At 52.3% G+C, this 23,486-nt stretch carries 25 protein-coding genes and 2 pseudogenes; 13 read left to right on the forward strand and 14 right to left on the reverse strand.

The features are described 5' to 3' along the window. Window positions 1–56 precede the first annotated feature (56 nt). Window positions 57–341: a FlxA-like family protein gene (locus VGM55_RS18360; RefSeq protein ID WP_331636252.1), complete on the forward strand. Its 285-nt coding sequence runs from the start codon at window positions 57–59 to the stop codon at window positions 339–341. Between the two features lie 392 nt (window positions 342–733). Then, window positions 734–1,096 (forward strand): hypothetical protein, encoded by a 363-nt coding sequence (locus VGM55_RS18365; RefSeq protein ID WP_331636253.1) that lies wholly within the window; start codon window positions 734–736, stop codon window positions 1,094–1,096. A gap of 40 nt (window positions 1,097–1,136) precedes the next feature. Here the strand turns inward: VGM55_RS18365 and VGM55_RS18370 are convergent, their stop codons facing one another. Continuing rightward, on the reverse strand, window positions 1,137–2,147 hold the full coding sequence (locus tag VGM55_RS18370; protein WP_331636254.1) for a hypothetical protein: 1,011 nt from the start codon (window positions 2,145–2,147) through the stop codon (window positions 1,137–1,139). Between the two features lie 144 nt (window positions 2,148–2,291). On the opposite strand from VGM55_RS18370, the gene VGM55_RS18375 reads away from it, so the two are divergent. From VGM55_RS18375 to VGM55_RS18385, 3 genes and pseudogenes are all read left to right on the forward strand, one after another. Next, the gene (locus VGM55_RS18375) at window positions 2,292–2,684 is read left to right on the forward strand and encodes a DUF4440 domain-containing protein (RefSeq protein WP_331636255.1); all 393 of its coding nucleotides are present in this window, start codon (window positions 2,292–2,294) and stop codon (window positions 2,682–2,684) included. A 369-nt stretch (window positions 2,685–3,053) separates the two neighbouring features. After that, window positions 3,054–3,179: pseudogene (locus tag VGM55_RS18380) on the forward strand (VapC toxin family PIN domain ribonuclease); the annotation flags it as partial. Between the two features lie 554 nt (window positions 3,180–3,733). Next, window positions 3,734–4,393, forward strand: a complete 660-nt coding sequence (locus VGM55_RS18385; protein WP_154185542.1) for a DUF1345 domain-containing protein — start codon at window positions 3,734–3,736, stop codon at window positions 4,391–4,393. Between the two features lie 21 nt (window positions 4,394–4,414). Here VGM55_RS18385 and VGM55_RS18390 read toward each other — a convergent pair whose 3' ends face one another. Next, window positions 4,415–4,843 carry a GNAT family N-acetyltransferase gene (locus tag VGM55_RS18390; protein ID WP_154185540.1) on the reverse strand — a complete coding sequence of 143 codons (429 nt, stop codon included), beginning with the start codon at window positions 4,841–4,843 and terminating at the stop codon, window positions 4,415–4,417. A gap of 493 nt (window positions 4,844–5,336) precedes the next feature. Here VGM55_RS18390 and VGM55_RS18395 point away from each other — a divergent pair, with 493 nt between their 5' ends. Further along, window positions 5,337–5,732 (forward strand): hypothetical protein, encoded by a 396-nt coding sequence (locus tag VGM55_RS18395; protein WP_331636256.1) that lies wholly within the window; start codon window positions 5,337–5,339, stop codon window positions 5,730–5,732. 15 nt (window positions 5,733–5,747) lie between these two features. Then, on the forward strand, window positions 5,748–6,686 hold the full coding sequence (locus VGM55_RS18400) for a hypothetical protein (RefSeq protein ID WP_331636257.1): 939 nt from the start codon (window positions 5,748–5,750) through the stop codon (window positions 6,684–6,686). Between the two features lie 76 nt (window positions 6,687–6,762). Here VGM55_RS18400 and metQ read toward each other — a convergent pair whose 3' ends face one another. The 3 genes and pseudogenes from metQ to VGM55_RS18415 form a co-directional block, all read right to left on the reverse strand. Then, window positions 6,763–7,587, reverse strand: coding sequence for a methionine ABC transporter substrate-binding lipoprotein MetQ (metQ, locus tag VGM55_RS18405; protein ID WP_414648298.1), 825 nt, complete (start codon window positions 7,585–7,587; stop codon window positions 6,763–6,765). Between the two features lie 170 nt (window positions 7,588–7,757). After that, window positions 7,758–8,558, reverse strand: a complete 801-nt coding sequence (locus tag VGM55_RS18410) for a CDP-diacylglycerol diphosphatase (protein WP_154185532.1) — start codon at window positions 8,556–8,558, stop codon at window positions 7,758–7,760. 192 nt (window positions 8,559–8,750) lie between these two features. Continuing rightward, window positions 8,751–8,966: pseudogene (locus tag VGM55_RS18415) on the reverse strand (fumarylacetoacetate hydrolase family protein); the annotation flags it as partial. A gap of 338 nt (window positions 8,967–9,304) precedes the next feature. On the opposite strand from VGM55_RS18415, the gene VGM55_RS18420 reads away from it, so the two are divergent. Then, entirely contained in the window at window positions 9,305–10,075 is a 771-nt protein-coding gene (locus VGM55_RS18420; RefSeq protein WP_154185528.1) for an SDR family NAD(P)-dependent oxidoreductase, read from the forward strand. On the opposite strand, the gene VGM55_RS18425 is transcribed toward VGM55_RS18420, so the two are convergent. From VGM55_RS18425 to leuC, 4 genes are read right to left on the reverse strand one after another with little or no spacing between them, the layout of a single operon-like run. Beyond that, complete coding sequence (locus VGM55_RS18425; RefSeq protein WP_331636258.1) at window positions 10,068–11,015, reverse strand: LysR substrate-binding domain-containing protein; 948 nt, start codon at window positions 11,013–11,015, stop codon at window positions 10,068–10,070. The genes VGM55_RS18420 and VGM55_RS18425 overlap by 8 nt on opposite strands. 19 nt (window positions 11,016–11,034) lie before the next feature. Then, complete coding sequence (locus tag VGM55_RS18430) at window positions 11,035–11,958, reverse strand: alpha/beta fold hydrolase (protein ID WP_154185524.1); 924 nt, start codon at window positions 11,956–11,958, stop codon at window positions 11,035–11,037. A gap of 6 nt (window positions 11,959–11,964) precedes the next feature. Then, the gene (gene leuD / locus VGM55_RS18435; RefSeq protein WP_154185522.1) at window positions 11,965–12,579 is read right to left on the reverse strand and encodes a 3-isopropylmalate dehydratase small subunit; all 615 of its coding nucleotides are present in this window, start codon (window positions 12,577–12,579) and stop codon (window positions 11,965–11,967) included. Beyond that, window positions 12,580–14,004, reverse strand: coding sequence for a 3-isopropylmalate dehydratase large subunit (gene leuC, locus VGM55_RS18440; RefSeq protein ID WP_154185520.1), 1,425 nt, complete (start codon window positions 14,002–14,004; stop codon window positions 12,580–12,582). 330 nt (window positions 14,005–14,334) lie between these two features. On the opposite strand from leuC, the gene VGM55_RS18445 reads away from it, so the two are divergent. Continuing rightward, window positions 14,335–15,630 (forward strand): glycoside hydrolase family 10 protein, encoded by a 1,296-nt coding sequence (locus VGM55_RS18445; RefSeq protein WP_331636306.1) that lies wholly within the window; start codon window positions 14,335–14,337, stop codon window positions 15,628–15,630. Window positions 15,631–15,673: 43 nt separating this feature from the next. On the opposite strand, the gene VGM55_RS18450 is transcribed toward VGM55_RS18445, so the two are convergent. The 4 genes from VGM55_RS18450 to VGM55_RS18465 form a co-directional block, all read right to left on the reverse strand. Further along, window positions 15,674–16,216 carry a chorismate mutase gene (locus tag VGM55_RS18450; RefSeq protein ID WP_331636260.1) on the reverse strand — a complete coding sequence of 181 codons (543 nt, stop codon included), beginning with the start codon at window positions 16,214–16,216 and terminating at the stop codon, window positions 15,674–15,676. A gap of 151 nt (window positions 16,217–16,367) precedes the next feature. Continuing rightward, window positions 16,368–16,928 carry a sigma-70 family RNA polymerase sigma factor gene (locus VGM55_RS18455; protein ID WP_331636307.1) on the reverse strand — a complete coding sequence of 187 codons (561 nt, stop codon included), beginning with the start codon at window positions 16,926–16,928 and terminating at the stop codon, window positions 16,368–16,370. A gap of 5 nt (window positions 16,929–16,933) precedes the next feature. Continuing rightward, the gene (locus VGM55_RS18460) at window positions 16,934–17,383 is read right to left on the reverse strand and encodes a hypothetical protein (protein ID WP_154185516.1); all 450 of its coding nucleotides are present in this window, start codon (window positions 17,381–17,383) and stop codon (window positions 16,934–16,936) included. Window positions 17,384–17,904: 521 nt separating this feature from the next. After that, window positions 17,905–18,960: an NAD(P)H-dependent flavin oxidoreductase gene (locus tag VGM55_RS18465; protein ID WP_154185512.1), complete on the reverse strand. Its 1,056-nt coding sequence runs from the start codon at window positions 18,958–18,960 to the stop codon at window positions 17,905–17,907. Window positions 18,961–19,051: 91 nt separating this feature from the next. On the opposite strand from VGM55_RS18465, the gene VGM55_RS18470 reads away from it, so the two are divergent. Together VGM55_RS18470 and VGM55_RS18475 are read left to right on the forward strand one after the other, a co-directional pair. Then, on the forward strand, window positions 19,052–19,900 hold the full coding sequence (locus VGM55_RS18470; RefSeq protein ID WP_331636261.1) for a LysR family transcriptional regulator: 849 nt from the start codon (window positions 19,052–19,054) through the stop codon (window positions 19,898–19,900). A gap of 175 nt (window positions 19,901–20,075) precedes the next feature. Further along, the gene (locus VGM55_RS18475; RefSeq protein ID WP_154185508.1) at window positions 20,076–20,876 is read left to right on the forward strand and encodes an MBL fold metallo-hydrolase; all 801 of its coding nucleotides are present in this window, start codon (window positions 20,076–20,078) and stop codon (window positions 20,874–20,876) included. Window positions 20,877–20,905: 29 nt separating this feature from the next. Here the strand turns inward: VGM55_RS18475 and VGM55_RS18480 are convergent, their stop codons facing one another. After that, entirely contained in the window at window positions 20,906–21,889 is a 984-nt protein-coding gene (locus VGM55_RS18480; RefSeq protein WP_154186259.1) for a Ppx/GppA phosphatase family protein, read from the reverse strand. A 213-nt stretch (window positions 21,890–22,102) separates the two neighbouring features. Here VGM55_RS18480 and VGM55_RS18485 point away from each other — a divergent pair, with 213 nt between their 5' ends. Both VGM55_RS18485 and VGM55_RS18490 read left to right on the forward strand, forming a co-directional pair. Continuing rightward, window positions 22,103–22,909, forward strand: a complete 807-nt coding sequence (locus VGM55_RS18485; RefSeq protein WP_331636262.1) for a 5'-nucleotidase, lipoprotein e(P4) family — start codon at window positions 22,103–22,105, stop codon at window positions 22,907–22,909. 180 nt (window positions 22,910–23,089) lie between these two features. Next, complete coding sequence (locus tag VGM55_RS18490; RefSeq protein ID WP_331636263.1) at window positions 23,090–23,479, forward strand: RidA family protein; 390 nt, start codon at window positions 23,090–23,092, stop codon at window positions 23,477–23,479. The last annotated feature ends 7 nt before the right edge of the window (window positions 23,480–23,486 follow it).

Raw genomic sequence — 23,486 nt, forward strand, 5'->3', positions numbered from 1 at the left:
TTTTTCATTGAAAATCCGATAGATAATAAAGGAACAACAAAAAAGAGGATAATCGTATGATTTTAAATGCAGCGACATTTTCACAAGCCCTGACTGCGGCAGGACAGGGCAATGAAACGGGTCCCGGGAATGACATTGCGGCACAAATAAAAGAGGTGACAAAACAAATCTCCGACCTGTTCCAGCGAATCAAAGACGAAGGCCCTGGGATGTCTAAGGAGGAACTTAAAATTATACAGGACCAGATGCAGATGCTGCAGCAGAGGCTTGCCGAGCTGATGCAAAAACAGGCAGAAGCGCTTCAGGAAAAGCAAAAATCACTCTTTCTGCTGAAAGTTTAATTTTAGTCACTTTAGGCGGCAAGCGCTCCGGAATGATGGTCATGTTGACGCCGAAGCTCGCGCTGACGGAGGCTATGGATACTTTTATCGGTGTCAGAATACAAAGCGCCAGAATGATGTGTTTCATATTAATACAATGTATTTACAGTTATTTAAAATCAACGAATTGGTCAAATTATATCATATATGCTCATCCCAGGGGAACATTTGTCGGCATACCGTCTCCTGAAACGTGTCTCACGGCGAGAAGCAAAAGCGGTATAAATCCGGTAATTTAATGATATTTAAGGCAAGAGGAATATTTTATGAAATTCACGTCATTACTGGCTTATCTGTTACTCTCAGCGTCAGTCACCTGGTCCGGCACGGCGCTGGCAGCCAGCGAACAAGAGATGAATGCACGGCTGGAACAGTTGTTGAGCTCACATCAAAATTATCACGATTTTTTCAATAACTTAAAGGCGCAAATTGCAGCTAAAAATAAACCCGAGGTTGCAAAACTTGTTGCATATCCGATAACCGTTAAGCTGGGCGGGAAAAAAGTTCAGATTAAAAGTCAGCCACAGCTGATTAAAAACTATGACGCTATTTTCACCCCGGACCTGGTGGCGGCGGTTAGCGCTCAGCAATATGAGGATTTGTTTGCCAATGATCAGGGGCTGATGATTGGTAAAGGACAGATTTGGTTTTCCGGCGTTTGCCGGGACAATCAATGTAAAAAATCGACCGTGTTGATCACAGGCATCAATAAATAGTGCAATGCTGGCCGTCTTTTCACGGCCAGCGTTTACCCGGTTAAGCCAGTGCAAGATAGCGTCGGTAGTTGTTCTCAATTTCACTCAACAGCGCATGATCCTCGCTCTGATGCAGCCGTTCAGAACGCTCCGTTCCCATATCCAGGCTTTCACAACGTGGGTAGTATGCCGCCCGCAGCGATGGTTTGATCGCGTTAAAGTAACAAATAGTGGGTACCCCAAACGCAGCGGCTATATGCAGCGCCGATGAGTCGCAGGTATAAAGCCTGCGGGCATATCGAATAATGGTGATAAAGTTCTGAGTGGTTTGTGAATGTGAAGATAGATCGATGAAGTGCGGGTGGTTTATCCTGCCGAAACCCGCCACGGGCATTTTGTGACGCTGATAGATATGCTCCACAAACTCCGCAAGAATGCCGTGTGGGATATTGCGAAGCGGCGTGCTGGCACGATGGTTCAACAGGACATATGGCATGTTCAGCACCGGATCTTGCTCAGGCATGCCTTCGCTGAGCCAGCGGTTTGTTTTGATATCGGCCGGGACGGAATCAGGATCGATGCCAAGGTGGCGTAAGAAGAAATCATGCATTTCCTGAGTGGCGAAGTCATTGCGAAAAAGCTGATTGCCGGCGTCAATCAGCGCATCATATCCCTTAAATGTTGATAGCGCGGCCGGCAAATAATGCAGTTCATCAATAATCTTACCTGCAAGGCGATAAATATCTTCGACGTAGGGCTGACAGGTGCCAGGGCGAAGAACCGTCAGGTGAATATGGGGATTGATGGCCTTAATAGCGTGAAGCGCCGCAATTCCAATTATCGAATCACCTAAGGTCACGCCCATACCATTAATGATGCAAAGCCGTTTTACTCTGCGGCAGTCAAGAGAAAAAGGCTGCAGCGCGTAATTGTACACTCCTGGCCGATGTAGCGCTTTAAGGTGCATCGCGTTTCTCGTGCAGAGCGGCAACGACTCGAGATCGTAAGAGGCGACGAGGATGTTATTGTCCTGAAGTAAACTGCCAGCAAAGGTTTGAAGCGTTGGGTTCATGATTTCCAGAAGCGCAGCGTTAGCAAACGGAATGTTGAGCGTAAAGTATGACTCATCACCTTAACGAGATTTATTCTGCTGTCAATTTTCTGCAGGTGCAATTTTTGCCGAAGAATGGGGTAGAGCGAGCAGGGGAAGGAGGGGATGATGAGAGATGAATTACCACACCTGTTAGCCCAGCTGGTCGAGGATGAACGACGGTTACATTTAGCCGGAACGCGCAGCAAGCGAGATATTGTTGCCGGATTACTGCACGGTGATTTCTTTGAAATTGGCCGCTCTGGCAGGCGCTATGAGCGTCAGCACGTGATTGAGTCACTCGCGGAAGAAATGGGGGCGCAGCAAATACACGCTGACGGTTTTTCCCTTTCCCTTATTGATAGCAACAGTGCGTTACTGACCTATCGCTCATGGCAGTTTAATGATAATGGGGGCATGGAACGGCTAACGCTAAGAGCTTCGCTATGGGTTAAAACAGAGTCTGAGTCGGTGTGGCGGCTGCGTTTTCATCAGGGGACGCCAGCGCCTGACAGCTAATGCTGCCGGATGTCATAAAGATGACGACCTGAATGACGACGATTCAGGCCCACAAAGAGAGCTCATCCCGGGGGCAGGCATGCCTGCTGGCTAATGCTCGGGGATATGTTACCAGGGAAACAATCCCATCTCATGTAATGCGCCAAGGATAAGCAAAATAGTCATACAGGCATCAAGTGGATTAGGCATTGTGTTTCACCTTTATCACGTAGCGTTACTGGTTAAATTATAGTCTATTCATAAGGCGTAGCGCGCCAATCTTTACCATGGCTCAAGCCGCCAGCTATTCCCCTCAAGCGTTAAGCGCAGCGTTAAATGTAGATTTTCAAGGAAAAAACGATCGTGTGAAACCACTATCAGCGCCCCATTCCGATCGGCCCGAACGATACAGCGATTGCCGGACACGCCATTGCCGTCGGCGCCGTGCTGGTGACGAATAATGTGAGGGAGTTTGAGCGGGTACCGGGGTTAGTGCTTGAAGACTGGGCGAAGTAACAGAATCCAGCAGAAGTCGCGAATCGATACACTTCAGCAGTTGTGAGTTCTTTAACCAGTCGGTCCTGAAGTGTCAGATGCGCACTGGCGTGTTTATTATTGACTCTGAATACGCTGGCGTTATCGCTGTAGAAGATCATCGGTTTACCGTATTGACCGCGACTCTGGTTGTTCATACCAGGTGGCCCGAACTGCCGATAACGTTTCAGCAAACGGCTAATGACGTGACCTGACGCCCAGCATGTCCGCAGCCTGGCCAGGACGCAGATTCAGATCGATGACATCCTGAAGGATTTTGAGGCGGTTGATTTCTTTCACGGTGAACATCCCGACGTCAAAAACTCCTCATCAGGAAAAGTGAGTTGTTGTCCAGGTATACAGATCTGAAAACTATTGCCATCACCACCAATGCCCACAAATAGACATTAATTGAGCCACTACAACCTTGGTGCGCATAATGTATATTATGTTAAATCAAGTATGAGAGGAGTAATTTAGGCATTCCTTCGTCTACAGTTAACGTTACCAAACACTTGTGCAGACCAACTAACCTCATGAGCTTTTCGCTAAGGACTCACCTTTTCGCTCGACTTCGGCTGCTGATTTCACTCATTGCAGGTGTGATTTGCTATTACGTACTTCCCGTACAATTGGGTACGCTTCAGCGCCTGTTAATCAGCTGGAATGTTCTGGCGTGGCTGTACCTGATTTTTATCTGGTTTCGCATGCTGCGTACGGAAGTTAACGAAATCCAACGAATTGCAAAAATTCAGGATCAAAGCGCTGCGCTGGTGTTAGGCATAGTTATCTTTGCTTGCATGGCAAGTCTTGTAGCGATTCTGAGCGAGCTATCCTCATTGCATTCGCTTAGCGGAACGCCGCGCGTGCTTCATGTCTTGCTGACAGCAACAACGCTAATCGTTTCCTGGGCATTGTTGCCCAGTTCTTTCGCCATGCATTACGCGCATAATCACTACTTGCACCGCAGTAAAGACGTTACGCCGATGATCTTTCCTGAAAAACCGAAGGATCCGGCATATTGGGATTTTCTCTATTATGCTTTTACCATCGCCGTAGCATCGCAAACGGCGGATGTCGCAACGGGAACAACTGAGATGCGTCGGATCACGCTGCTACAATCCGTTATCTCGTTTCTGTTCAATCTGGCAATTTTAGGGTTATCGGTTAACGTTGGGGCCGGGCTACTTAGCTGAATGCGCTGCCGATCCCAGCGTTTAAACGATCAGCTCATAAAAGATATCGAATTCACCCTCGCCTATTTTTTTGAAACCATTGCTGAGATAAAAATGGTTTGCGGGGCTATTTCGTAACGCTCCAAGACGCAACGGTATCATTTTTTCGGCTGCCGCGCGGGACAAGTGCGCAATGACCGCCCGCCCAATCTTCTGATTCTGGAAATCTGGATGAATATACAAATGGTCGAGGTAAAGATGATCGTGGTTGTCCCTGTAGGCGAAAAAGCCAACCAGGATGTGATTAAGCACGATTTTCCAGGTGTCAGCGGGCATAAAGGTGTCCAGAAAACGGTTTCTGACCCGCCTTTCGTCATAGCGCCCTACTGCTTCTAAGCCTGGCTTCATTGCAATCGCTCGGATCTCAGCCAGGCGGCTCCCCTCATCCTGGTTAGCTTGTATGAAATGCATATGTCCTCGAAGTACATCGCCATGAATCGTTGAGTTTATCTCTCCGACGCAGGCAAACAAGCCACCAATGCTGGCGGTTCTCCCTCATGAGGCATTTCAGGACGGCCTTGATCGTTCCTTCGCTATTCATTGACAGTCGCTTGATTCTTGTCTGGCAATCTGAGCGAAACAACGATGCGAGGTGGTGATAATTCCTATGTTTAACAAACTGATATGCTATTTATTTTTGGTATCTTCCGCGGTGTTATTAAGCGGCTGTGTGTCGCTTTTCTAATCGTAAGGAGTACCAATGAGACCCATAATTATTGTATTCATCTATTCCTCTTTCTTTTTACTTACGGGCTGTCTGTCGGTTGGCACGCATCTTTTCAGCAGATAAACGCGGCTAAATAACAGGCTCCGGGAACCGACGCTGCGGCTTCGCTACTCAGTAGGGATATTTCAGAGCCCTCGCTCTGGCAGAAATGCTATTCCCGTGTTCAAGGAGTCTGTTATGCCCCACCATTTCGGCGATGCTGTCGCCCCACTATTTCACTACTTAGCTATCGCGCCTGAATCTAAAGGCGACGAAGAAGCCTTCGAACTCACGCTGAAGTCGGGCCCTTCAATGCAGCTTCATCATTACCCGGCAGGAGCAATTAGCTTCAGCAGCGTGTTGCCCTTTACCTGTGACGACGAGCAAAGATCCTTAGTGCTGTGGGAGTTAATGCAGGTTAATTTGATGAGCGAGCTGTCGCCGCCGGTTGTGGTTGCCTCCAGTGCGACAGATGATGACATTGTTGTCTGGACCCGCATTGCGCAAAGCCAGGCTACGCCTGAAGTGTTGATCGCTTTGTACGAACGCTTTGCCCACTACACCGTCACTATCATGAAGCGTCTTGCTGCATAACCTGAGGAATAACCGATGAACAGTACCGGCATCTCTTCCGGCAGCCAGGCGCATAGCGTCAGTATGCTGGCGGCACATGATTATTTACCCCCAGAAGCCCTACGCCTCTCGGGCAAATATCGCAACCAGGTCATGAACGTTTCGCCGCGCACCATGGGTAATCTCAACCTGGCGTCCCAAACCCAGGATGGGGTCGTTCACTATATGCCACACGGTGCGGGTAACCAGTGGTTGTCCGTGGTTGGCAGCAAGGGAGAAAGCTACTTACGTGCTCATCTGGCGCGTGAAGATAAAAAAGCAATCCGGGATACCCTTCGGACACAGGCTCCCAATATGGACCGAACCTACGCATCTGGCCGCACCGCCGCCACGCTACAGGGCGGAAATTGCCAGGAGTTTGCCGATCTCGCCTACACCATGCTGGCGGCACGAGGCTCCAGCGCGCCGGTTTCCAGCGCCATGTACCGTAACGATCACGTCCTGGTCATGATTGGCGACCCGCGCGAAAGCAATAAAACGGCGATGGTCGATGCCTGGCAACATATTCCTGTGGCTACGTTACTGAGTAATACCGCATTAAATCCAAATGAACTGGTGGTTAAAAAGCAATATAACAGCCGCCAGGGCGACCCGGATGCGCAATATGCCCTGAGCGGAATAACCCCGGTGCCTAAAAACGTTATTGAGCAACGTATGGCAAAACAGGGGTTTCACGGTGTGGGTTCCGCGCTGGTAAAAGACCTTGCTGAAGGATTAAAAGAGCAGCACCAGCTGCTGTACGATGTGCGAACGTTGGCCGCTGACCCGGGCATGCGCTATAACGACGGGCAGGTCGTTAAATCCTTCGATTCGATGCGAAGCGACCAGCTGACAAAGAAAATCGATAGCATAAATCAGTATTCCGGGTTGGTCTCCCGCCAGCCTGGACTATACGGCCCTTCGAAAGGTCTATAATTTTTCTGCGGTATTCCCGCTTCGCTATCGGGCACAGTTTTTAACGCTGTGCCCTTAAGGGTACCGGTTAAAACGGTTACCAACCTTTTACGGCGTCGCCTTTGTAAATGGCATCGGCTGCGGCGGCAACTTCATCTGTCTGGTACGCCTTCACCAGGTTCTTCACGTTGTCACTGTCTTTATTGTCTTCACGGGCGACAATAATGTTCACGTAAGGAGAGCTTTTGTCTTCAACAAAAAGCCCGTTTTTCGCCGGCGTCAGGCCCACCTGGCTCGAGTAATTGGTGTTGATGATAGCAAGGTCGATTTTATCGTCATCGATGGCGCGGGTAAGCTGAGCCGCTTCCACTTCAACAATTTTCAGCTGTTTAGGATTCTCTACAATATCCAGCGAGGTGGGGAGCAGACCGACCCCTGCTTTCAGCTTGATAAGCCCCTGGGCCTGCAAAAGCAGTAGCGAACGGCCAAGGTTGGTCGGGTCGTTCGGTACCGCGACTTGCGCCCCGTCCTTCATTTCGGAGACGGATTTGATTTTGCGCGAGTAACCGGCAATCGGGTAAACGAAGGTGTTACCCACGGCCGCCAGCTTATAGCCACGCTCGGCTATCTGTTTATCCAGATAGGGGCCATGCTGGAAAGAGTTTGCGTCAATATCACCGCTGCTCAGCGCAGAGTTAGGCAATACATAGTCAGTGAATGTCACCACTTCGACATCAAGATTATATTTCTCTTTTGCTACCTTTTTCACAGTGTCCCACAGCGGCTGGTCAATACCGGCGCTGATACCCACTTTAATGTGATTAGCATCCTGTTTAGGGCCGCAGCCGGTAAGCACCATTGCCCCCGCCAGAGAAACCGCCAGCAGAGATACCCTCAGAGTATATTTAATCACCGTACGCATAGATAACGTCTTCCTTAAACCAATAAAAAAAGCAAAATTAAAATTACCCACCGGTCAGGTGCGGCCGCGAGAGTTTTTCAAACCATGCTGATGCTGGCAAATAAGAAAAAGACATAACCTATGTATAAAAAAATCTGATGCTGTTTAATCTCACCTGGCTTCACGGTGCATTATTTGGTCAGGGGCATGTGCGGCGGTAAAATAGCACATTCTTTGTCCAGCAATGACTCTACCGACGCGCGGTTATTGCTATCCCACCCGCGTTTTGTGGTGAGCAAAATAAAGCCTTTATCCCCGTCAAAGATCGTGGGAATAACAGCAATGCCCCACTCAGCCAGCTGTTCAGGTGATAATTGAAAATAGTGTGCGACGCTGTTAATAGGGTCAATGCCCATAACGGTCGGCTGCATAACGCGTCGGGCATACCAGGTGTGGCGCAGCAATTTATCAGGTAATGGTTGCCACCTGTCTTGAATATAGGGGCGCTCGGCAAGCATCTGGCGGCGCACATCTTCCCGCAGGCAGGTCAGATGAATATGCAGCTGATTCTGGCTGCGACCGTACGCGGAGTTGATGGCCATACCGAGCCGGTCATCAGGTATCGGCTCCCCATATTGGTACGCTAAAAGATGGCGCATCAACCACGCATAGCCAAAGTAGTCCGTACGCCCGTCAACTGCCAGTGCGGGGCTTTCAATGCCGGTCAATTTCGCCGTTGGGACAAGAATGTAGTGATAGGGATAACGCGGGTTTTGGATAACACTAAAGCCATGGGCTTTACCTTCCGGCATATAAATCTGCTGGCATGGCGCCGGGCTGCCGGTTTGCTGGTAGTTGGTCATGCACACTTTATCGACCACACCCCACAGCGCGTCGGAACGTGCGCAACCCACCAGCAAGAGGATCCCCAGTAGTAAAAGCCCACGGCAAAAGCGGGTAAAAATCGGTATCGTTATCGCCTGTGTATGCATTTCTCCGCGTCACCTATTTGCCGCTTCTGCGCTATTTGTGAATCACTTATTGTGTTTCCAACAGATAGCCCGGACATGTAGAAACTCTTTACGTCGATATACAGCTACCCGTCAGCGAGGGAATCCTGTTGACGGAGGAATCATAGCGTTTTATCGCAATAAAAACAGCGAACTGGATGAATGTCCCGTTGTTTAAATTTGCGAAATGACCCGATAGTCCTGATAGCCCAGCTTATCAATATGAATGCGGATGTGATCCCCTGCCCGCAGCCAGACGGGATCCGGTTTCATCCCAAGTCCGACCCCGGCTGGTGTCCCGGTTGCAATCAGGTCTCCAGGTAAAAGCGTCATGTAATGGCTGACGTAAGACACAATTTCGGCGACGGAGAAAATCATTTGTGAGGTGTGGCTCTCCTGCCGTCGCTATTTTCATTTGCCCCTCTCAGGAGTAGTTAAATGGGTTCCCAGTATGGCGATAAAAAAGACGGCAGGAGGATATCGTTCCTGCCGTAAATAAGTACTACGTGTTTTTTGATAAAGCATAATCGGACACACGCTGGAGTAAATCTGTTTTATTTTTACAAAACCGCTTTCGGGCTTTTTCTCCTTTAAATGTTCAGCTACCGTGCGGCTTTTCGCGATTGATACACAGAAGTCATTAGCGTTATGACTGCCGGGTTATAGGTAAGCGGTTTGGGAAAACATACCATCAGATCTTGTTCCCTCGTTTTCGTGGAGGTTGTTAAATGGCACGTATTTTTATTACCGGTTCTTCCGATGGTCTGGGGCAAATGGCCGCTAAGCTTTTGGTAGCCGACGGGCATCAGATTGTGCTGCATGCACGAAACAAGATGCGTGCCGCCCATGCCATTGCGCAGGTGCCGGGGGCCGAGGCGGTATTCGCGGCCGATCTTTCAAGCATTGCGGAAACAAAAGCCCTGGCCGAAGACGTTAACGCCTCTGGCCACTTTGACGCTGTTATTCATAATGCCGCCGTGGGGTACCAGGAAAGAGAACGCCAACTGACCGTTGACGGTTTGCCCCAGGTATTTGCCGTTAACACACTGGCCCCGTATATTTTGACCGCGCTTATTCGTCGTCCTGAGCGCCTGGTTTATCTGAGCTCATCGCTGCATCAAAGCGGTGATGTAACGCTTGAGGATCTCACGTGGGAAAAGCGACGCTGGAATGGTGGACAGGCGTATTCGGATTCAAAACTACAGATTACGTTGCTGACTTTTGCTATCGCCAGGATGTGGCCTGAAGTGATGTCTAACTGTGTGGATCCCGGCTGGGTGGCAACAAAAATGGGAGGCGCAGGCGCGTCTGACTCTCTGTATCTTGGCCCTCGCACCCAGGTCTGGCTTGCAGCCGATCCCACACTCTCGTCCGCGCCAACCGGCGGCTATTTTTACCACCAAAAGCCGGGAAATGCGGCGAAAGCAGCAGCCGACCCCGTTCTCCAGCAGCGTTTTTTAGCCGCCTGCGCGGAGTATTCTGGCGTTGAAATTATTTAGCTATGCGTAACGTTTCCACCGGCGGAAACCGCTGAAAATAGTCCACCAGAAAATCAATACAGGCCTTTAGCTTCGCCGAGCCACTGGTGCGGTTGGAATAGACCGCCCAGATATTGGCAGCCTGGTACCACTCCGGCAAAATCTGCACCAGTTCGCCGCGGGCAATATAGAGCTGCACTTCCCACTGCGAGCGCAGAATAATACCGTGCCCTTTCCGCGCCCAGTTTAATACTACGCTGCCGTTATTAGAGGAGAGCTGGCTGCTGACGTGGGTCTGCTGTGTTTCTGTGCCATTGGTTAACGGCCACACGCCAAACTGCGAGCTGCGCTCCTGAATAACAAGACATTTATGGTGCCTGAGATCGACAATCTGCAGCGGGGTGCCGTGCTGTGCCAAGTAGTCGGGCGCCGCGCAGAGTACGCGGCGGTTAGAAGAAAGCTGACGGGTAATATAAAGATCTTTAATATCGTCTCCGACGCGTATTTCAATGTCGACGCCCTCTTCTATCAGGTCGACAACCCTGTCGGTGAGCGTCAGCTTAATGTTTAACGCGGGATAATGCTCAGCAAGGGCTGATAGCGCATCGGGCATATACGTTGAGCCAAAACCAAACGAGCAGCTCATATGGATATGGCCTTCGATGGCGTCACGCCAGGCGGCAAGCCCTGAAACAAAATCGCCCATGCTCTCCAGAACCGACAGCGCCCCCGTCATCGCCTTATGGCCGTCTGCCGTTAAATGAATGGCGCGTGCACTGCGGTGAAAAAGCCGCATGCCAAGGCTTTTTTCCAGCAGCGCAATGCGTTTACTGACGTAAGACGGTGAGAGCCCCAGTTCTGCCGCCGCGTTGGCAAAGCTTTCTTTGCGAACCACGGTGACAAAGACGTTCAGATCTTCAATAAGCGGCAATGGTGCACGCGGATTGTCATGGGGGCTCATAGTTATGCCATCGGTCGGGTTAGGTTAAGAAAGGCATGATAGCGCTGAGCAACACATCGGGACACTCCTCTTGTGGGCTGTGTCCACAAGGCATTGCGCTACCGCGTACATCCAGCGCCTTTTCCTGCCACGTTGATGTTACATCATAAAGCTGGCCTACGGTGCCTTTCTCTCCCCACAGTACCAGCAGAGGGCTGGCAATGCGCTGGTGCTTATCGGCTTCGTCGTCCTCGAGGTCGATGGTTGCTGAAGCACGATAATCTTCACAGACCGCCCGAAGCGTCTCCGCATTCTGGTAGCAACGCAGGTACTCGGTAAACACTTCCGGCTCGGTAGCCCCAGGCGTTTTAAGCTGGCCATCGATATGTTTACGCAGGAAGAAGGCCGGGTCGGCCGCTATCATTTTTTCCGGCATCGGCGATGGCTGGATCAGGAAAAACCACCAGAAATAGCGAGTGGCAAATGTCTTATCGGTCAACGCATACATGGTGGCCGTTGGCGCAATATCGATAAAGATGCTGCGCTTAACCTGACGGGGATAATCCAGCGCCAGGCGATGCCCCACGCGCGCGCCGCGATCGTGGCCCATAAAAGCAAAGCCGTCGCGAAACCCCAGCCGGGCCATCAACAAAATAATGTCTTTTGCCATTTCACGCTTCGAATAGCTGCGGTGAGCATCATCGCTGGCGGGTTTACCGCTGTCACCGTAGCCGCGGATGTCAGGCATGACAACGGTGAAATGCTGCGCCAGCGTGGGGGCAATTTTACGCCAGGTTACGTGGTTCTGCGGGTGGCCATGGAGTAAAACCAGCGGCTCTCCCTTACCGCCAACGGCGGCGCGTATCGAGATACCGTTTTCCAGCGTCACGTCCATAAGCCGGAAGCCCGGAATAAAGGGAGACTCGCCCATACCGCGAATAAAATCAGCGTTATCTTTCATCATTGAATGTTAACCCTGGGTCAGTAGCCACGGATACGAGGCGAAATGGCGCAGTTCAAACGTCCGAATATCCTGCTGATATTGCAACGTGTAGCTAATGGCATCATGGCCTTCCAGCAGCATATGTTTTTTCAGCGCATCGATCGTAAAATTAATGCTATTAACGGCCACCTCTATCTGCTGCTGGGCGAGATCGACGGTAATGCTGTTGGTCTCCGGGTTATCTGCAGCCTGCGCCAGTTGCTCAATATCGGCTGCCGCCAGCGTCAACGTTAGCACGCCGTTGCGCTGGCAGTTGTCGTTAAAAATACCGGCAAAACTGGTGCCAATCAGCGCCCGAATACCAAGCTGACGTAATCCCCAGACCGCATGCTCACGACTGGATCCGCAGCCAAAATTTGGCCCGACGATAAGAAATTGAGCGCCCTGCCATGCGGGCTTGTTAAGGATAAAATCCGGGTTCGGCGAGCCATCAGTCTGGAAACGCCGATCAAAGAAAACGCCTTTATCCAGATTATTGCGGTCAATGCCCTTCAAAAACTGCTTCGGCATGATCACATCGGTATCTATGTTGGCTGCCATCATCGGCGCAGCCACGCCGGTGACACGGTTAAAGGGTTCCATTTATGCTTTCCCCTGCTGTAAAAACGGACGAACATCGGTCAGGTGGCCCGCAACCGCTGCGGCCGCGACCATCGCCGGACTCATTAAGTGGGTTCTGGCCCCGGCACCCTGGCGGCCGGCAAAGTTGCGGTTCGTGCTTGAGGCGCAGCGATCGCCAGGCTGCAGGACGTCTTCGTTCATGGCCAGGCACATTGAGCAACCCGACTGCCGCCACTCAAAACCGGCATCGATAAAGATTTTGGCTAATCCTTCCTGCTCAGCACGGGCACGCACCTGCGTTGAGCCAGGGACGATGATCCCTCTTACACCCGGCGCAACTTGCCTGCCGCGCAGTACCTGCGCAACCGCGCGCAGATCTTCAATTCTTCCGTTCGTACAGGAACCGATAAACGCGTGAGTAATCGGAATTTGACTTAGCGGCGTACCCGGCGCTAACCCCATGTAGGCCAGTGCGTTTTCAATATCGCGGCGTTTTGCCGCATTGGGCTCGGCCGCAGGATCGGGTACCCGGTCAGTAATGCTGCCGCCCTGGTCGGGGCTGGTTCCCCAGGTGACGCGAGGCGCTAAGTTCGCGCAGTCGAGCACCACTTCTTTATCAAATACTGCATTGTCATCGCTGTAGAGCGTGCGCCAGTATTTAAGCGCCTGCTCCCACAGTTCACCTTTAGGCACGCGTGGCGCGGGTTTGATGTAGGCATAAACCTTTTCGTCCGGGGCCATAAAGGCACCTCGCGCACCGGCCTCAACCGCCATATTGCAAATGGTCATTCGCCCTTCAACGCTCAGCGCATCAATGGCGCTGCCACAAAACTCAATGGCATAACCGGTCGCGCCGTCAGCGCCGATTTCGGCGATAAGCAGCATGACAATATCTTTCGCCGTCGCGGCAAACGGCAGCGCACCGTTCACCGTCACGCGCAGCGTTTTCAGCTTTTTGTAGGCCAGCGTCTGCGTCGCCAGCATATGTTCAATTTCTGAGGTGCCGATGCCGAAGCCAAACGCGCCGAAGGCTCCGTAGGTTGTGGTGTGACTGTCGCCTGCGGCAATCACCATCCCAGGCAGAACGATCCCTTGCTCATGAGCAACAACGTGTTCGATACCCTGCCGGGGATCCATCACGTCAAACAGTTCCAGGCCAAAGTCGCGGCTGTTGGACTCAAAGTAGCGAACCTGAAGTTCACCTCCCGGATCGGTCATCTCTGGCGTACGCTCAGGCCGGGTCGGATTAACATGGTCGACGTTAAGTAAGATGCTTTTCGGCTGCCAGACCTGGCGGTTTGCGTCACGCAGCCCGCTAAAAGCCTGCGGACTGGTGTATTCGTTAAGAATGGAGCGGTCGATATACAGCAGGACATTACCCTGATCGTCCAGAGGGCGGATGACGTGGGTATCAATAATTTTATCGTACAGCGTTTTAGGCTTCATTGCGGAGTCACCTTGCTTCTCTATAGCAAAAATAACGGCGTGCTGGCGCGCCGATAAAAAATGAGCAGTCAGTGAAGGAATAGTAGCAACCGGGTTATCGGGCTGTCAGTAAAGGCATGATGCACAATCGTAATAGGATAAAACACGAAGTGTGGTTTATTTATTGTGATGATAAGTAAGATTTTTTAGGTTTTACGACGCGGTCGGGACCGGTTTTACAAACGGCGTTAGAGATTGACTTAACGGTGAATAGTAAGAAAATGCTTGTGTCCCATGGCCGGTAAAAATCTGGAGCACATCATCGCCTCTTCACGCCGCGTTCTCTCTGTTATGAAGGTCAAAAGGCCGGTTGCCGTGCTTACCGCCGCGCTGTTTCTTGCCAACTGTGCCTCCAAACCACCGGTTTCCCTCGTGACGCCCTTTCCTCCGGGTAAGACGAATACCTCGCAGCCTTCGCAGAACATTCAGCCCATGCGTGGTGTCTGGCTGGCAACGGTCTCTCGCCTGGACTGGCCGCCCGTCTCTTCCGTTAACGGCAGCAGCGCATCTGTGCGCATTCACCAACAGCAGCAGGCTTTAAAAGACAAGCTGGATAAACTGAAATCCCTTGGGATAAATACTGTTTTCTTCCAGGTCAAACCCGACGGTACCGCCCTGTGGCCTTCAAAGATTTTGCCGTGGTCAGATATGCTAACCGGCAACATTGGTGAGGATCCTGGCTATGACCCGCTGCAGTTTATGCTGGAGGAAGCGCACAAACGTGGCATGAAAGTTCACGCCTGGTTTAACCCCTATCGCGTTTCCACTAACACGACGCCAGGCACCGTCGCAGTGCTGAACCGCACGCTTTCCCTGCAACCTGCCAGCGTCTTTGTACTACACCGGGACTGGATAAGAACCTCAGGCGACCGCTTTGTGCTTGATCCGGGGATCCCGGAGGTACGTGACTGGATAACCAGCATCGTCGCCGAAGTTGTTTCGCAGTATGCCGTCGACGGCGTTCAGTTTGATGATTACTTCTATACCGAATCACCGGGTTCCACGCTCAACGATGCTCAAACTTACAACATTTACGGCCAGGGTTATTCGTCGAAAGCGGACTGGCGGCGTCACAATACCCAACTGCTGATTGAACAGGTTTCCCGGACCATCAAGCAGCTAAAACCCGGCGTTGAGTTCGGCGTCAGCCCGGCTGGCGTATGGCGCAACATCTCCCACGATCCGGCCGGGTCCGATACGCGCGGTGCGGCAGCTTATGATGAGTCCTTTGCGGATACGCGCCTTTGGGTTCAGAAAGGGCTGCTGGACTATATCGCCCCGCAGATCTACTGGCCCTTCTCACGCAGCGCCGCCCGCTACGATGTGCTGGCTAAATGGTGGGCGGACGTCGTGAAGCCGACCCATACGCGCCTCTATATTGGCATTGCGCTGTATAAAGTCGGGGAACCCTCAAAAAACGAACCTGACTGGACGGTGAACGGTGGCGTACCGGAGCTGAAAAAACAGCTCGATTTGAATGAATCCATGCCGCAGATTAACGGCACGATCCTGTTCCGGGAGAACTATCTTAACCAGCCCCAGACGCAGCAGGCGGTGAATTATATTAAGACGCGCTGGGGAGAATAATTAACGCATAACGCCCTGCGCTCCGGGGCGTTATGATGACCGTTTATTTTTTTAGCGTTATCTGCTGCAAAGACGCAATCAGTCGAGCTTTATCCGCCGCGCTTAAATTGGCCTGATCCAGCGTAGCCATAAACGTGGGACGATCTATCACCCACGGAGCAGCGGCTAACCTCTCTTTTACTTCACTAAGGATTTTGGTATTCAGCGCGCTGATTTTGCCCCTGACCTGCTCAAGCGGAGCTGGTTGCCATCCTTGTTCCTCAACGGATAACCAGTCAGCGCGATAGCGGTACTGTATGGCCTTGGCGGCATCCATCTGCGCCTGGATAAAAGGTTTCACCGACTCACCGTTTAACCCCAATTTTTCAGCTTCACTTACCGAACTGGACAGCACTTTGGCTTCCTGAGTCAAATCCTCGATAGCAAGATGGTTTTTAGCTTTATAACCCGCGACGTCTTTCATCCAGGACAGACGCTGGTTGATGAGTGATGCGATATCCTCGACCTGGGACTGTGAGGCCATCGCCGAGGCCGAAAAAAGTATTCCCGCCAGTAGCAGCAGTTTTCCGGGGACTTTACCGTTCATAGATCTTCGCCTCTTTCTTTTTGGAATCAGAGTGTTTGCATACGCCGGGGTATACTAAGCGATGTCAGGAATGCCCCATACTTAAAAATATCTGAGTATTTACTGAGGAAAAAGCCGGATCGCCCTTCTCTGGGCAGATCCGGAGGCTGTATTAGTTGCCAGCAAGGTCGTCATAGAGGTTGCGCAGACGGGTACGCAGATACAGAACGGCTTTATGTTTGCGGGAGAGCAGCGCCTGTTCGCTGTCGCCACTCTCCGCGGCAAGTACTTTTACGGTGTAACCCTGTAGCTCGGTTTTGATGAATACGTCACGCTGTGCGGGTGGGAGTTCGGATAATGCCGCCTCCAGTTCTTCCCAGAGCAGTTGTTTCAGGTATTCATCCTCCGGCGTTTGTGGGGCACCGAACAACGTTTCGGCCAGCTCATCTTCCGGATAATCCTCCTCTTCTTCGCCCCCAAACCAGCCGGCTAAAGGCAGCTCGCGCTTTTTCCTCGCCCGGTCAGTCATTTCGTTGCGGGCGGCGCGGAACAACCATGCGGCGACATTTTCCACCGGCTGCTCCACTTTCATAAGCTGATAGCTGACTTCTTGCAGGATATCGTCGGCATCTTCGCGCACGGCAGTTCGCCCGCGAATAAAAGCTTTCAGTCGTGCCCGGCAGCCGTTAAGCGCTGCAATCAGCAGAGATTCGCCCGCCATTCCGGCTTTCATCGCCGTCACTCAGCGTCCGGTTTTTTGGTGCCGTTCTCTTCCGTCTGCTGCTGCGGGCGCGGATCCATTCTCTCATCCCAGCGAGCGTGCCAGGCGCAGCGGTCGCGGTGGCCAAAGCCAAATTTCTCACGGCGCTGCTGCATAAACTCTTCGCGCTGCTCCGGTGACATTTGCATCCAGCGTTCGTGCATACGGCGGCGTGCTTTGCCAAACATACCGGGGCGGAAACCCAGGCCGCCGAACAGGATCCGGCACAGCGCCAGCAGGCCTAACGATTGCCAAAAACCGATGGCTTTAACGCCGAGCAGCCCCGGCAGCACCGCATTCCACAGCGTCATTACGATTAAGCCGAGCGCCACAAACAGTACGACGCACAGCAAAATCGGTTTACCCATTCGGTGGCCGCAGAATCCACGGCAGCGGTGGTCGTGTCGGTGCATATCAAAATCTCTCATTATGTTTACCTCATTACGCTCATGAATAATCACTGGTGATGAGGTAGACGATTCAGCGTGAGAAATATTGCTAAAAAAACTAAAAATTCTCAGATTTTATTTTCACGCTAAAGAGTGAGCGCCTGAGCATACGCTTTGGCCTTCGCTTTTAAGCCGTCGGCTTCGGGCTTATCTGCAGTGTAACTGCCGTTTTTTCATGGCACCTGGCCCGGCACCATATGGCCGCCACCCTGATAGCGCTGCTAAAGTGATGGCGTGCGCGGCTAAGCGAGAACGAAAAAATTCGGCATCCACTCATTTTTTAGAGGTTAATGTCAACTTATACGATATTCATCAAATAACTGTAAGTTAATGCATCATTAAATGATTTAGCACGCTAAGCCGGTTGAAAAACATGGCGCGTGACAGCGCTTGCGCACTCTACTGATTTTCCCGCCCCCCCAACGTAGCGTAAGGCTCACGGGGATCGGGGGCCATTCTTCCTGTCGTTGTTGGCGTTCAACGCCGGCGGCCTAATGCTTTTACAGCCCGGCTTCACGCACCAGCGTTTGCAGCAATTCAGCCGCCGGCATTTCCCGGATAAGATTCACGCCCTGCCCGGCCCAGTGCGCGCTGTAACCCTGATGACCGTGGGTTTTCGCGAGGGCGGCGAGCGCCTTGCCAATATCGTAGGCCACCGGATAAGCAGGCACGGCATCTTTACCTGCGGAACGTCCGGCGCGACAAAAGTCGTTATCCAGGCTTCTGGCCGCTCTGCCGGAGATCGCGTGGGTCATATCCGTCTGGTGCATGTGGCTGGATTTAAGCCGATCGCGGTAGCCCTCATCGGTGGCAGATTCCGGGCAAAGCAGAAATGCCGTGCCCAGCTGGACGGCATCTGCGCCAATCGTCAGCATGGCGTGAATGCCTGCGCCGTCCATGATGCCACCTGCGGCAACAATCGGCAGCGAGACGTGTTTTTTCAACAGTTGCACCAGCGCAAAGGTGCTGAGCTGTGTATCCAGTGCCAGAGGATCAAACATTCCTCGATGCCCACCCGCCTCGTAGCCCTGGGCTACAATGACATCAACCCCACGTTCCGCTATCAAAGCCGCCTCGTCAAGGCAGGTTGCGGTTGCCAGGGTAACAATCCCCCTTTCGCGCAGAGCCTGAATGACATTGCGTTCGGGTACACCAAAATGAAAACTGACCGCAGCCGGTGTTGTTTCCAGCAGCATTGCCAGCATCGCTTCATGCCCAATAAAGCTTTGGTAAATCTCGGTGAGCGTTTCCGGTGGCGAGCCGCCAAACCCGGCAAATACCGGACGCAGGCTCTCGATCCAGGTTTTCTCAAGCTCCTCATCCCGCAGCGCTGCGTCGTGGCAAAATAGGTTTACGTTGAACGAGCGCGAAGTCAGCCCCCGGGTTTTGAGGATTGCGGTTCTGGCCTGCTCTACGCTACCCGCCCCTACGCCCAGCGAACCAAGTCCTCCGGCATTGCTGACCGCTGCCGCCAGTTCAGGGGTTGAGACGCCAGCCATAGGCGCCTGTATGACAGGACTCTCGATAGCGAGCAGTTGGGTAAGGCTACGAAACATGGCGTCACCTGAGAAAATAGAAAATTGATGGGTTAACATCTTATTTGGAGATGTTAATATCAAGATCATTTTCATATTGAGAACTAAAAATATGAACCACACCACACTGCACATGTTCAACATCGTCGCCGAAGAGCAAAGCGTAACAAAAGCGGCGAAAAGGCTTGGCCGCGTGCAGTCAAACATCACCACCCGCATCCAGCAGCTGGAAGAAGATCTTGGTGTAACGCTGTTCGTGCGGGACAACAAGAAAATGGCGCTTTCGCCAGCGGGGGTTAATTTCCTTTCCTATGCCCAAAAAATTCTTAGCCTGGCGGAAGAGGCGCGGCAGGCGCTGCATCCAGGGAAACCCGCGGGCTTACTGAATATGGGGTCAATGGAGGCGACCGCCGCCAGCCGACTGACGCCCGTGTTTCAGCAATTCCACCACCGGTGGCCTGAAGTCAGTCTGACCTTAAAAACCCTGCCGACCCGGCAGCTACTGGAACGCGTGCGCAATGCCTCGCTGGACTGCGCGCTTGTTAGTTTATTGCCAGACTCAGAAGGGCTGACGGAATGCCCTGAGGATCTGGAATTTGTTGATGTGTTTAGCGAAAGCCTGGTTCTTTTAACACCTCGCACAGCTGACGGCAGTAACGTTCGTCTCGCCGCTTTCCCGAGAGGCTGTTCATACCGGGCGCGTGGGGAAGCGTTATTCATCAGTCAAACCGCCGTTGAGGTGCAGGACGTCAGTTCTTACCATACGATGATCGCCTGCGTCGCTGCCGGTCGCCACTGCTGCGTGCTGCCAGAAAGCGTGGCCGCCACTCTTGTGCTACCGCAGGATATCCACCAGCAGTTCCTCGCGGAAGCGCTCACCCAGTTGGTATGGCGTAAAGGCTACCGTTCACCCGCACTTGAGGCGATGAAGCAGGCGCTGGCCTCAGCCAGCAACCTTTGAGCGCTCTGGCATCTAACCCACCGGCCAGCAGCGGGCCGGCGATCTACCCGATACCGTAGATGGACGAAATTAGCGCGGAGATGAGCGACAATAAAGGTAACATACCCGGAGGCAGGCGGGATTAAGCGAATACGGCCTGTGCAAAGGTATGCAATGGATAACTCGGGAGGGGTAAATGGCGTTGAAGATAACCGTCCTGCTTGAAAATCGGCGAGCCGCCGGAAAAAATCCGGCGTTATTGACTAAGCCCGGTATCAGCCTGCTTATTGAAGAAGGGAATAAAACGGTGCTGTTTGATACCGGCCCCGACAGCAGTTTCCAGCACAATGCTAAATTGCTAAACGTCAATCTGGCCACCCTGGATACCGTCGTGCTTTCCCACGGTCACTATGATCACTGTGGTGGCGTTCCATGGTTACCAGACCAGACCCACATAATTTGCCACCCTGATATCGTTCACACGCGCTATGCGGCGCTATTCCTCCCAGGCTGTACAAAGCGAATTAAAAAATTATCCCGCGATAATGATTACTCCCGCCACCGTACGGTGTTCACGCGCTCGCCGATACAAATCAGCGACACTTTGCTTTGGTCAGGCGAAATTATGGTTCCTGAGCCGCAGGCATACGGCGTATTAGGGGGGAAAGCTTCAGGTCATGATTACGTCGTTGATGAAGGTGTCTTAATCTACACGTCACCGAATGGGCTGGTGATCATCACGGGTTGTGGCCATCGGGGAATAGTCAACATTGTCAAACATTGCCAACAAATAACCGGTATTGAACGCGTTCATGCCGTAGTAGGTGGATTTCATCTCCGATGTGTATCACCACTCAAAATCTGGCGCATCAAGCAATTTCTGCGGACGCAGAAAGTAGACTACGTGATGGGTTGCCATTGTACCGGCACATGGGGCCGGTGGTGGTTGCCGGGAACGTTCTCCCCGGCAACGGGAGATGTTTTAACTTTTGACTAACCCCTCTCAGTCAACAAGTCTGGATGAGATTATTGAATTAGCACGCCTTGCACCAGGTTAGCTTTTACCACGGTCACCTGTGGAATTTTCAATGCTTCCATATAGCCCTGAACCAAAAGCAGGTTGCTGACGTCCGTTGCACGGTAGTCGCCACGAAGCTCTGAATCCCCTTTCCACACCTTGCTGTTGGAGACTTTTTGCAGATCGGCAAGAGTATACACCTTTTCATTCAGCTGCTTGCTGACGGAGAAGTCATGCACCCCGCCGATGCCGATTACCGTCCGGGTAGCCAGCACCTGCTTCATTTCCGGGCTCACGTGGGCCGTAGCATAGAAGCGAACAAAACGCAGTACGCCGTCGCGCAGAGAGCCAATCGGATTTGGTGAGCTAACGTCATGCAGATCTTTGTTTTTCACCACATCGATGATGTAGTTCTTCAGCGTGACGGAGGCCAGCTTGCCCTGGTAAATCTCCGGCTGCCATTTGTCGTGCTTTTGCAGCCAGGTCGTCATCTGCATCGACCCGCCGCCGATGTCCCAGACCACCATCTGGTCGTCCGCCAGCGGTACCGGCATTGAGGCTTTTGCCGACAGGAAACCCAGCTCAGCCTCCTGTGTCTGGGAGATAATTTTTAAGTTAACCTGGGCCGAGCGGTTAAACGCATCAATAACCTGCTGTGCGTTAGAGGCGCTGCGGAAAACGGCGGTCGCCACCCCGTTAAAGCGAGTTGGATGATAGCGAGCCGCCTCTGCCGTCAGCGCCTGTAGCGCCGCCTGGCCCTGCCGTTGTATCGCCGGGCTGAGGGTGTTGTCGGCGGACTTTGCCAGATCCTCGTTGAAGCCGATCGGGCGCTGATCTTCGAACAGCACTTTGTTGATACGCTGCCTGCAAGTATCCACTTTCGCGACCACCAGCTTGGTGGTGCCGGAGCCCATATCGATGCCCGCCCTCGTCTCTTCGCAGCTATTGGCAGGGGCCGCAAAGCTTATTCCCGGTAAAGCCGCCATCACCATCAGGGGAAAAAAATTGCGTCGAAATATTTTTGTCATATTGAGTATCCCGGTTCGATCCATTAAAAAGCTATTGATAACGTAGCTTTAATATTCGGTAAAACACTTTTTAACAATACCTGCTGATTTTGTTGGTAAAAGTGCCGGCATTGTTCAGCGCTGGCGAAGGCGGGTATCAATTTCAGTAATGATAATGGCAAGGGTAAGGATAAAAAGATGAAGAAAAGTTTGTTATGTGGTGCGGTTGCGCTGGTACTGATGAACCTGACGGGGTGTGCTAATCAGCAGCAGACGGCAGACCAGAAGCTGGCAAGCCAGACGGTGATGGCGGTTGACTGGTTCCAGCAGTCCGGCGAATACCGTGCGCTGGCGTATCAGTCGTTTAACAGCGCTCGCCTGGCCTGGGATCGGTCAGCCAAACAGGGTAACACTAAGCGCGCGGTGATTGTCGATCTGGATGAAACCATGCTGGACAACAGCGCCTACAGCGCATGGCAGGCGAAAAATAACAAAGCGTTTGACGACAAAACCTGGTCCCAGTGGACTCAGGCTCGCCAGGCGCTGGCCGTCCCGGGCGCAGTAGATTTTGCTAACTACGTTAACAGCCACGGCGGCACGATGTTCTATGTGTCAAACCGCGACAGCAAAGACTTTGGCGCGACCGTCGCCAACATGAAAGCACTGGGCTTTACCGGCGTGAACGACAAAACCGTGCGCCTGAAAAGCGACAGCTCCAACAAGCAGGCCCGCTTTGACGCGATCAAGGCCGAAGGCTACGACGTTGTGATGTACATCGGTGATAACCTGAATGATTTTGGCAAGGCGACTTACCATAAAGATCAGGCGCAACGTCAGCAGTTTGCCAGCGATAACCGCAGCAAGTTCGGCACACAGTTTATCGTGCTGCCTAACCCAATGTACGGCGACTGGGAAGGTGCCCTGGCGCCAAACTACTTCAAGCTGAATACGGCGCAGCAGGCCGAGGCGCGTGAAAATGCGCTGCGTGCCTGGTCCGGTAAATAAGAATGACAAACCCACCGTAAGGTGGGTTTTAATCAGGTGCCTGCGCGCTAAGTGCATTCACCCTATCGAGTGCGCTTTTAACTTCCCTAATACTGCCGAATGATTGTTTAAATCTCTTGATTAAACATTTAGTCCAGATATAGATTATTGGTCTAGTGTCGCTGGCGATTGAGAGAAAACATGCCCCCTGATATCACGCTGCGCAATATCGAGCACGCTCCCGCCCCCGTTGGGCACTATTCGCATACCACAACCGCGGGGGGTTTAGTGTTTATTTCCGGGCAATTACCCGTTACCACAGAGGGTGACCCAAGGTGCGACGCCTCGTTTGAAGATCAGGCTCGCCTGGTGCTGCAAAACATAGACGCCTGCCTTCGCTGCGTGGGCGTGACAAAGCAACATCTTGTTTCCGTTCGCGTCTACATCACGGACATCAGTTTCTGGCCGTTATTCAACAACATCTACGCGGAGTGGATCGGTGAGCATCGCCCTTCCCGCGCGGTGGCAGGGGTTTCACAGCTCCATTACGGCGCGGCTATTGAAGTTGAAGCCGTTGCACTCTCTAAATAAGACAACC

Origin of the sequence: Cedecea sp. (assembly GCF_036500665.1) — a bacterium.
GTDB lineage: Bacteria > Pseudomonadota > Gammaproteobacteria > Enterobacterales > Enterobacteriaceae > Cedecea.